A 514-nucleotide genomic window follows, 5' to 3' on the forward strand; every position below is an offset into this window, starting at 1 on the left:
CCGTGTGGGGAAGCCGTAGCGAAAGCAAGTCCGAATAGGGCGTCGAGTCGCATGCTCTAGACCCGAAGCGGAGTGATCTATCCATGGCCAGGGTGAAGCGACGGTAAGACGTCGTGGAGGCCCGAACCCACCAGGGTTGAAAACCTGGGGGATGAGCTGTGGATAGGGGTGAAAGGCCAATCAAACTCCGTGATAGCTGGTTCTCCCCGAAATGCATATAGGTGCAGCGTCGCGTGTTTCTTGCCGGAGGTAGAGCACTGGATAGTCTAGGGGGCCCACAAGCTTACCGAAATTAGCCAAACTCCGAATGCCGGTAAGCCAAGCGCGGCAGTGAGACTGCGGGCGATAAGGTTCGTAGTCGAGAGGGAAACAGCCCAGAACACCAGCTAAGGCCCCTAAGCGATTGCTAAGTGGAAAAGGATGTGGAGTTGCGGAGACAACCAGGAGGTTGGCTTGGAAGCAGCCACCCTTGAAAGAGTGCGTAATAGCTCACTGGTCAAGTGATTCCGCGCCG

Annotated in this window: 1 rRNA gene; it reads left to right on the forward strand. The window is 56.4% G+C overall.

The window, feature by feature from the left end:
• Nucleotides 1–514, forward strand: a 23S ribosomal RNA gene (locus ABD665_RS21640); the annotation flags it as partial.

This window comes from Microlunatus spumicola, from assembly GCF_039536445.1.
Taxonomy (GTDB): domain Bacteria; phylum Actinomycetota; class Actinomycetes; order Propionibacteriales; family Propionibacteriaceae; genus Microlunatus; species Microlunatus spumicola.